Source organism: Streptococcus sp. DD11 (assembly GCF_001578865.1).
Lineage (GTDB): Bacteria > Bacillota > Bacilli > Lactobacillales > Streptococcaceae > Streptococcus > Streptococcus panodentis.
In genome coordinates, this window is sequence record NZ_KQ969396.1 from 37,817 (window position 1) to 44,243 (window position 6,427).

General features: G+C 45.7%; 8 protein-coding genes and 1 pseudogene. 1 reads left to right on the forward strand and 8 read right to left on the reverse strand.

Annotated features, from left to right (window positions below; translation table 11 throughout):
• From yihA to STRDD11_RS09625, 3 genes are all read right to left on the reverse strand, one after another.
• The coding region (gene yihA / locus STRDD11_RS09610) for a ribosome biogenesis GTP-binding protein YihA/YsxC (RefSeq protein ID WP_241209397.1) at positions 1 to 452 on the reverse strand (452 nt) is incomplete at its 3' end.
• 10 nt (positions 453 to 462) lie between these two features.
• Complete coding sequence (gene clpX / locus STRDD11_RS09615) at positions 463 to 1,692, reverse strand: ATP-dependent Clp protease ATP-binding subunit ClpX (protein WP_128837144.1); 1,230 nt, start codon at positions 1,690 to 1,692, stop codon at positions 463 to 465.
• Between the two features lie 225 nt (positions 1,693 to 1,917).
• The gene (locus STRDD11_RS09625; protein WP_128837146.1) at positions 1,918 to 2,430 is read right to left on the reverse strand and encodes a dihydrofolate reductase; all 513 of its coding nucleotides are present in this window, start codon (positions 2,428 to 2,430) and stop codon (positions 1,918 to 1,920) included.
• Between the two features lie 65 nt (positions 2,431 to 2,495).
• Here STRDD11_RS09625 and STRDD11_RS09630 point away from each other — a divergent pair, with 65 nt between their 5' ends.
• Complete coding sequence (locus STRDD11_RS09630) at positions 2,496 to 2,819, forward strand: hypothetical protein (protein ID WP_128837147.1); 324 nt, start codon at positions 2,496 to 2,498, stop codon at positions 2,817 to 2,819.
• Here STRDD11_RS09630 and STRDD11_RS09635 read toward each other — a convergent pair.
• The 5 genes and pseudogenes from STRDD11_RS09635 to STRDD11_RS14560 all read right to left on the reverse strand — a co-directional run.
• Positions 2,812 to 3,651: a thymidylate synthase gene (locus STRDD11_RS09635; RefSeq protein WP_128837148.1), complete on the reverse strand. Its 840-nt coding sequence runs from the start codon at positions 3,649 to 3,651 to the stop codon at positions 2,812 to 2,814. The two genes, STRDD11_RS09630 and STRDD11_RS09635, sit on opposite strands and share 8 nt — an antisense overlap.
• A 106-nt stretch (positions 3,652 to 3,757) precedes the next feature.
• Entirely contained in the window at positions 3,758 to 4,717 is a 960-nt protein-coding gene (locus STRDD11_RS09640) for an ROK family glucokinase (protein WP_128837149.1), read from the reverse strand.
• Between the two features lie 112 nt (positions 4,718 to 4,829).
• A complete protein-coding gene (locus STRDD11_RS09650) occupies positions 4,830 to 5,240 on the reverse strand; it encodes a GNAT family N-acetyltransferase (RefSeq protein ID WP_128837151.1) in 411 nt (136 codons plus the stop codon).
• A 71-nt stretch (positions 5,241 to 5,311) separates the two neighbouring features.
• Positions 5,312 to 5,899 carry a hypothetical protein gene (locus tag STRDD11_RS09655; protein ID WP_128837152.1) on the reverse strand — a complete coding sequence of 196 codons (588 nt, stop codon included), beginning with the start codon at positions 5,897 to 5,899 and terminating at the stop codon, positions 5,312 to 5,314.
• Positions 5,896 to 6,427: pseudogene (locus STRDD11_RS14560) on the reverse strand (ABC transporter ATP-binding protein); the annotation flags it as partial. The gene STRDD11_RS09655 and the pseudogene STRDD11_RS14560, both read right to left, overlap by 4 nt.

Genomic DNA, 6,427 nt, shown 5'->3' on the forward strand with positions numbered 1-6,427 from the left:
CGCGGAATCTTATCAGCCTTAGTTGCTACCAATATGACCGGGATGTCATAGTATTTGAGAAATTCATACATCTGCACATCATCTGCACTGGGATCATGGCGGAGGTCAACCAGACTGACAACAGCTCTGAGATTGCCCCGGCTGGTCAGGTATTCCTCTATCATGCGTCCCCACTTGGCCCGCTCCGTCTTGGAAACCTTGGCATATCCATAGCCAGGAACATCGACAAAACGCAGCTTGTCGTCGATATTAAAAAAGTTGAGCAGCTGGGTTTTGCCGGGTTTGCCGGACGTTCGGGCCAAATTTTTCCGATTGAGCAGGGTATTGATAAAGCTGGACTTGCCGACATTGGAGCGGCCAGCCAGCGCAATCTCAGGAATATCGTCCTGAGGGTAGTGAGACTGATTAGCTGCACTCAGCAGAATATCGGCATTGTGTGTATTGATTTCCATAAGCACCTCGTTAGGCCGTTTCCAAAACGGGCTTATCCGTTCCATCCACTGCTTCTTTGGTAATGCGGACCAGCTTGACATTTTCCTGACTCGGCACTTCAAACATGACATCCATCATGGTTTCTTCGATAATGGAGCGCAGACCGCGAGCTCCGGTCTTGCGTTCAATGGCTTTATTGGCAATTTCCTGCAGGGCATCTTCGTCAAACTCCAGTTTGACATCATCATAAGAAAGCAGGGCCTGGTACTGCTTGACCAGCGCATTTTTAGGCTCGCTCAGAATCCGTACCAAATCATCCACCGTCAGCTGCTCCAGGGCGGCAAAGACCGGCAGGCGGCCGATTAGTTCAGGGATAATCCCGAATTTTTGAATATCTTCTGCGATGATTTCCTGCATGTAGGAGCCGCCTTCATCAATGGCGCGGTTATTCTGGCCGAAACCGATGATTTTCTCACCCAGCCGCTGCTTGACGATTTCCTCAATACCGTCAAAAGCACCGCCGACGATAAAGAGGATGTTCTTGGTATCAACCTGAATCATCTCCTGCTGCGGATGCTTGCGTCCGCCCTGAGGCGGTACACTGGCTACAGTGCCTTCGATGATTTTCAGCAGAGCCTGCTGCACCCCTTCACCGGAGACATCACGGGTAATCGACACGTTTTCGCTTTTCTTTGCGATTTTGTCGATTTCATCCACATAGATGATGCCGCGTTCAGCGCGTTCAATGTTGAAGTCAGCCGCCTGCAGCAGTTTGAGCAGAATATTTTCCACATCTTCTCCGACATAGCCGGCTTCAGTCAAAGCAGTGGCATCCGCAATGGCAAAAGGCACATTGAGGCTGCGGGCCAGTGTCTGAGCCAGAAAAGTCTTTCCGGATCCCGTCGGGCCAATCATAAGAATATTTGACTTTTGCAGTTCCACATCTTCTTCTTCACGACTGTCGTGGTAGTTGATACGCTTGTAGTGGTTGTAAACCGCTACTGCTAAAGCACGCTTAGCCCGATCCTGACCGATGACATAGTGATTCAAGATAGTGAGCAGTTCCTGTGGCTTCGGCACTTCAGACAGGTCAGCCAGCACTTCCTCGGCCAGTTCCTCACGGATAATCTCCTGAGCCAGCTCGACACATTCATTGCAGATAAAAGCATTGTTGCCAGCGATAATCTTCTGCACCTCATCTTGGCTCTTTCCGCAGAAAGAACAGTAGACCATCATATCATTGTTGCGACTTGTAGGCATTTGTTACTCCAATTCTAAATTTCTAATTCTATTTTATTTATTCTTGCAGACATTAAAAAAGCGTCATGTAAAAAGCATGAATGGAATTGACCAGATTTGTAAAAGCATTCAGCAAAAATAAAGCTGCCAGTCCAAACCGCTTTTTCCGAAAGGTCTGAATGGCGCAAATCACGCAGATAACGCTTAAAAAGGCCGTAAAAAAACCAAAAATACTCCGCTCCATTTTTACGAATCCTTTCTTTGATAGTGCTTCACCGTAAAATTATAGGCATTTTTCTCATCCTTAGGATAAAACCGGCTGCTGCTCTCTTGATAAGGCGACCAGTCGAAGCCGGCAGGGAAATATGTATCCCCCTCCAGCTCAGCCTCAATCTGAGTTTGAATTAATTCGTCCAGATATGGCTCAAAAAGGGCCAGCACCTGAGCTCCGCCGATGATATAGAGGTTTTTGTCTTGCTTCTCATACCAAGCCAAAACATCCTCTGCTGTATTAAAAATAAAGACCTTTTCATCATCAATCTGATAATCTTTGTCCCTCGTCAGAATCAGACTGATGCGGTTGGGCAAGACACGCCGCTTCATCCCCTCAAAGGTAACCCGGCCCATCAGAATGGCATGGCCGGTGGTTGTTTCTTTAAAATGCTGCAGCTCAGCGGGCAAGTGCCAAGGCATCACCTGATCTTTTCCTATCAGTCCTCTCTCGGCCTGCGCCCAAATGGCGATAATCTTCTTTGTCATTCCGTCATCCTTTGCATTAGTACTTCTATTCTATCAAATTTTACAGAAAAAGGCTTAATTAAAGCATGACTTACGGCTGCTTTGCTTTAAAAAATTACAAAATTACAAAAAGACCAAGTTTGAAGCTCAGCCTTTCTGCCTGGCAGATACTCAAAGAAGGTGGCTGCGCCCTCACGGAAGCTGTCCCACCGCTTGCAGCCGCAAAGTCAGTACCGCTGACACTTCCTAGCGGAAGCTCCATCCACCGCCTCAAAGCAGTGTTCTTTTGCTGCTTCTTTCCGGAAGGAAGCTCTGTCTGCATCGGTCTGCCTTCTTACCTTCGATTTTCTTTGAGTATCAAAACCGCCGCTGGAGCTTTTGGGAGTCTGAAAGACAAACAGATTAAATAGCTAAGTCAAATTTCAGCTGTGGTTTGACCGGATGATAGTCCAGCAGTTCAAAGTCTTCTGCTTTGATAGAAAAGAAGTCTGTGCCGTCAGGCACATGGAGCACCAGCCGGGGCTGACAGTCAGACGGCTCTCTGCGGAGCAATTCCTCTGCCTGTTCAAACTGATTGTCATAGATATGGAGATTATTGATAAAGTAGAAGAATTTCCCAACCTTCCAGCCAAAATGCTTGGCAATCATCATCTGCAGGGCCACATACTGCATGGCATTGATATGGTGGGCCACCAGCATATCATTGGAGCGCTGAGTCAGGGTGGCATCCAGATAAATTTCGCCATCCACGCGACGCACGTCAAACATGGTTTGGAAGGCACATGGGAGCAATCCTTCCGTCTCATCAAAAGCTTCATAATCCCAGAGTGAGATGATATTGCGGCGGTTCCAAGGATTGGCCTCCAGCTGCTTCAGAATCTTTCGGATGATGTCATGCTTCCTGACAACTGCACCGTAGCGCAGACCAATGGTGCGAGTATGGCCGACTTCCCAGTCATTCCAATAGTGGACATTGTACTTCTCTTCCAATAGATCCAAATCATTGGACTGGTCCTGATAAATCCAGAGCATTTCCTTGATTGCCGACTTAATGGCAATGGGCCGCAGGGTCGTGATGGGAAACTCTCCCTTGCTCAGATCGTATTCAGCAAAAGAGCCCGTGATATACTTAGAATTAGCCACATTTCCATCTTTATATCGGGGACGGGCATTCTCCGAAAAGACCCCCTCTTCCATGATTTTTTTAATATTCTCTTTGAAAATCATATCTGCTAGCGTCATGATGTCTCCTTTGATTTTACAAAACTCTCTCTAGTATAGCAAAATTTCCAAAAAAATTCTCCTACAGACTTCTCTGCAGGAGAACAAATACACAAAACGTCTGGCATTATTGCAGAACCAAGGAAGCTGCCCCGATCACACCGGCGTCATTTCCAAGAGTCGCCAGAGCGAGCTTGGTCGAGGTCCGAACCTGCGGGAAGCTATTCTCTTCATAAACCTTGCGGATGCCGTCCAGCAAAAAGTCGCCTGCCGCTGAAACCCCGCCGCCGATCACAATGGTGGATGGATTGAGGATAGAGCCAATATTGGCGCAGGCAATCCCTAGATAGCGGGAGAAATTGCGGTAAACAATCAAGGCCAGCTCGTCGCCTTCCTTGGCTAAGTCAAAGACAGTCTTTGCCGTCACTTCTTCGCCATCGTCGATGAGTTCCTTCAGCTTGGCTTCGCCGGCATATTCATCCGCATAGCGGCGAGTCAGATTGACGATACCGGTCGCAGAGGCTACTGTTTCCAGACAGCCCTGCTTGCCGCAGGTACACTGAATAGGCTGGTCGAAGTCTACTGTGATATGGCCTAACTCTCCAGCTGCTCCAGCTACACCATGAAGAAGTTTCCCTTCAGCAACAATTCCGCCGCCCACGCCTGTTCCTAGCGTCATAAAGACCACATCCGGCTGATTGTCTCCGGCTCCCATCCAGCGCTCGCCCAAGGCTGCTACATTGGCGTCGTTATCAATGAAGAAAGAAATACCCGTCGCTTTTTCAATCTTTTCTTTGACAGGCTGCAGCGTTTTCCAGTTGAGATTGTAAGCGCCGATAACTGTGCCTTGCTCACGGTCAACAACACCTGGAGAGCCCATGCCGATGCCGATAAAACTCTCTGCAGTCAGTCCCAGCAGTTCCAAGCGATGCTGAATGGAGGCAATCATATCATCTACGATATGACTGCCTTCGTCTAAAATATTGGTCTTGATAGACCATTTCTCCTGAATCTCTCCCTCCGGCGTCAAAATCGCAAACTTGATAGATGTCCCGCCAAGGTCAATTCCGATGATTTTTTTCGACATGATGTTCTCCTATGTGTTTTATTTATCATCATTATATCAGATTTTTTCAGTAAGGAAAAGGTTTGCATAAAGAAAAGTAAAAATCAAATCCATCTTTATTCCCAAAGTAAACTCACAAGTCTTTTGTATAATAATATCTTTCACCAGTATAGGGGTATTCTTTCAGAGCGAACACTTCTCTATAGCCGTGCTTTTTATAAAAATCCGGCGCTTGAAACTGATACGTATCTACAAATGAATATTTGCATTTCCTTTCTCTGGCTTCCTTTTCCGCCCTGTTCAGCATTTCTGAGCCTATGCCATGCCCTCGTAATTCCTCGCTCACATACAAATACTCAATCTCCAGCCAATTACCAAAAGTTTCGGCCGCCATACCGGCCAGCAGATTTCCTTGTTCGTCTTCTACATAGATGTTAAGAGGCTCACTTTTGGAGGGCTCCCTCTTAGATCGATTGTAGGATCTGATTAAATTTCCCAATTCTTGCGTCTTCTTTGAGTTGGTATTTTCCAATCTTAGTTTCATAGATACCTCCGTTCCATCTCTAAAGGTTTTAGATTTACAGTTTATGAAACTGTTCGGACTATACCTTCACCTTAAATATCCTTCTGACTTGCTTGCCATTGATTATGGTAATCCATCATCGTTTCATAAATATATTTTGGTTTCTCTTTTTTCAATAACATAAGAGTAATTTCTAACGGTTCAGGAATACCAAACTTATACCTTTTGCTCTTTCTAGAAGCAAGCCTACTTCTCTTCAAAACTGCAGGATCCACTGAATGAAAACAAATCGTCAAAATATGACTCTTATTGAATAATTGATATTTTGCATAATGTCGAATACGTTCAATTCTATAGTCTATACTCTGGATTTCTCCCCAACTATGAAACGAAACTTCTCTAAAAAGAAGGGGTTTAAAGTAAAATCCCTGTTCAGTCAGACGTAGAAAACGTTTATCTCTAAACAAACAAATCCATACTAAAATAGAGAGAAAATCAAAAACAATTGTACCTATCACTAAAAACATTTTTTCAATCACAGAAATATTGGAGTCGAATAATAGGTATCCGTTTTTAGATGGTAATACAAGAACTGTAGTCATAAAGACAGCAAGAGCGCTCGCCGATATAGCTAAAATGAATATCTTCAACCAGCTCTGCCTAAACACTACTTCTTTCATCCATCTAGCCCACTCAGGTATTCATAGCGCTCGTATTTTTCCAGCAGTTTTTCGTTCTGCTGGTCCAGTTCTTGCTGGAGTTCGGACAGGCGGGTAAAGTCAGAGCTGTTCTCCTGCATGGCTGCTTCAATCTCTGAAATCCGCTCCTCCAGTGCCTCAATATCCCCCTCAATGGACTCCCACTCCTGCTTTTCAAAGTAGCTCATGCGCTTCTTCTCCTCGCGCACCTTAGCCGTTTTTTCCTTTTGAGGCTTTTGGGAAATAGCAGAGCTTTGAGTCATAAAGGCTTTCTCATCCAGATAGTCCGTGTAATTGCCAAAGAATTCCCTGACAGTGCCGTCCTCAAAGGCCAGAATCTTACTGGCAACCTTATCCAGAAAATAGCGGTCATGGCTGACCGTGATGACTGGACCCGCAAAGTTCTGCAGAAAGTTTTCCAAAACAGTCAGGGTCGCAATATCCAGATCATTGGTCGGCTCATCCAAAAGGAGGACATTGGGCTTTTGCAAGAGCAGCTTGAGCAGATAG

Coding starts and splice junctions, on each gene's coding strand:
- clpX (WP_128837144.1), bottom strand. CDS start 1,692: ATGCCTACAAGTCGCAACAATGATATGATGGTCTACTGTTCTTTCTGC.
- STRDD11_RS09625 (WP_128837146.1), bottom strand. CDS start 2,430: ATGACAAAGAAGATTATCGCCATTTGGGCGCAGGCCGAGAGAGGACTG.
- STRDD11_RS09630 (WP_128837147.1), top strand. CDS start 2,496: ATGACTTACGGCTGCTTTGCTTTAAAAAATTACAAAATTACAAAAAGA.
- STRDD11_RS09640 (WP_128837149.1), bottom strand. CDS start 4,717: ATGTCGAAAAAAATCATCGGAATTGACCTTGGCGGGACATCTATCAAG.
- STRDD11_RS09655 (WP_128837152.1), bottom strand. CDS start 5,899: ATGAAAGAAGTAGTGTTTAGGCAGAGCTGGTTGAAGATATTCATTTTA.
- STRDD11_RS09635 (WP_128837148.1), bottom strand. CDS start 3,651: ATGACGCTAGCAGATATGATTTTCAAAGAGAATATTAAAAAAATCATG.
- STRDD11_RS09650 (WP_128837151.1), bottom strand. CDS start 5,240: ATGAAACTAAGATTGGAAAATACCAACTCAAAGAAGACGCAAGAATTG.